The sequence below is a fragment of the Hoylesella loescheii DSM 19665 = JCM 12249 = ATCC 15930 genome (assembly GCF_000378085.1).
In the GTDB taxonomy this organism is placed as follows: Bacteria; Bacteroidota; Bacteroidia; order Bacteroidales; family Bacteroidaceae; genus Prevotella; species Prevotella loescheii.
Genome location: NZ_KB899240.1, coordinates 1 through 1,391, shown reverse-complemented (window position 1 = coordinate 1,391; position 1,391 = coordinate 1). Strand labels below are relative to the sequence as shown.

2 protein-coding genes are annotated in these 1,391 nt (G+C 37.3%); one reads left to right on the top strand and one right to left on the bottom strand.

Annotated elements, in window-relative coordinates:
- Window positions 1–730 (top strand): TaqI-like C-terminal specificity domain-containing protein (locus F453_RS15565; protein ID WP_018968560.1); only part of this gene is annotated, 730 nt, incomplete at its 5' end.
- A 27-nt stretch (window positions 731–757) separates the two neighbouring features.
- Here the strand turns inward: F453_RS15565 and F453_RS16415 are convergent.
- Window positions 758–1,391, bottom strand: a 634-nt coding sequence (locus F453_RS16415) for a TaqI-like C-terminal specificity domain-containing protein (RefSeq protein WP_018968559.1), incomplete at its 5' end; no start/stop codon positions are given.

The window sequence follows — 1,391 nt, the reverse complement described above, 5'->3', positions numbered from 1 at the left end:
CCTTGCCAACTGCCAGACAGAAGATGAACGCAAGAAAACGGCTGAACTTATACGACCGATTCTGCGGGGCAGGGATATAAAGAGATATGGCTATGAGTGGGCAGAATTTTGGCTTATTGCAACATTCCCATCACGGCATTACAATATTGATGAATACCCAGCTGTCAAGCAATATCTGCTTTCTTTCGGTATTGAAAGACTGGAGCAAACTGGCAAAAAACATATTGTCAATGGAGAGAAAGTGAAAGCCCGAAAGAGAACCAGCAATAAGTGGTTTGAAACACAAGATAGCATTAGTTATTGGGAGGATTTTTCTAAGCCAAAAGTTGTGTACATGGAAATACAAACCGATAATCCAGAAGAAGGTTACCCATTCCCATGCTATTCTTATGATGACAATAGATGTATTGTCTTAAATACTGCATACATTATGAGTAGTGAAACTACAGATCCAAGATATGTACTTGGTATACTTAACTCAAGACTAGGAAAGTTTCTTGTAAAGCTGTATGTAACCCAATTGCAAGAAAGGCAATTCAGAATGTTGTCTCAATATGTTATGAAATTTCCTATAGCACATCCAACAAAAAAACAAGAAAACGAAATGATACACCTTGTACAAGATGTATTAGTACACCAATCTTTGGCATCAGAAAAAAGAATTGACGACCTTGCATTTCAAATATATGGTCTTACAGAAATAGAGATTAAATCACTTATTAGCAGATAGATTCAGAACTACCTGCTAATGGCTTAATCAAAGGTTTAAGGACTCCAAATAACTTATTTCTTCAATATCTAACCCATATATTGCATATATGCGCTCAGAAAGAATTCGCTTCAAGTTACTATTGGCTGGGGTACTGAGTAACTGTTCAACAATTTCTACAACCTTATCATCTATGGTTGAGGGAATAGGAAAGAGTATAATGTTTTGTGCCCCAACTTGAGCATCACCGACTCCTGTTTTATTCATATTAGTAATTTCACTATACCATATTAGGGGTGACGAATTTAAGAATCCTAAGATGTGTGCTAGATGATTGCCTGTTAGTAGATAGCAAGCATTGTTCAGCATTATACCATTGTTGTCTATTGCAAAGGCCAACCGGCTTCCAATAATCTTCCAAATAATTTTTGGCTTAGAAAAATCCTCCAAATAAGCGCAGTTACGAAGATTATATGGAGTGTCACCTTTATCCGCACGAGTGGAGATTCTGTCCCAATATTGGTCTAAATACGCCTTTACAACAGGATAATCGTTGATGTCAATGCGTGGGAGTTTGTTTCTAATACCATTGTGGGTGTTGATTAAGAATAATCCATTGTCTACATAGCCATATCTCTTTATATCCCTGCCCCGCAGAATCGGTCGTATAAGTTCAGCCGTT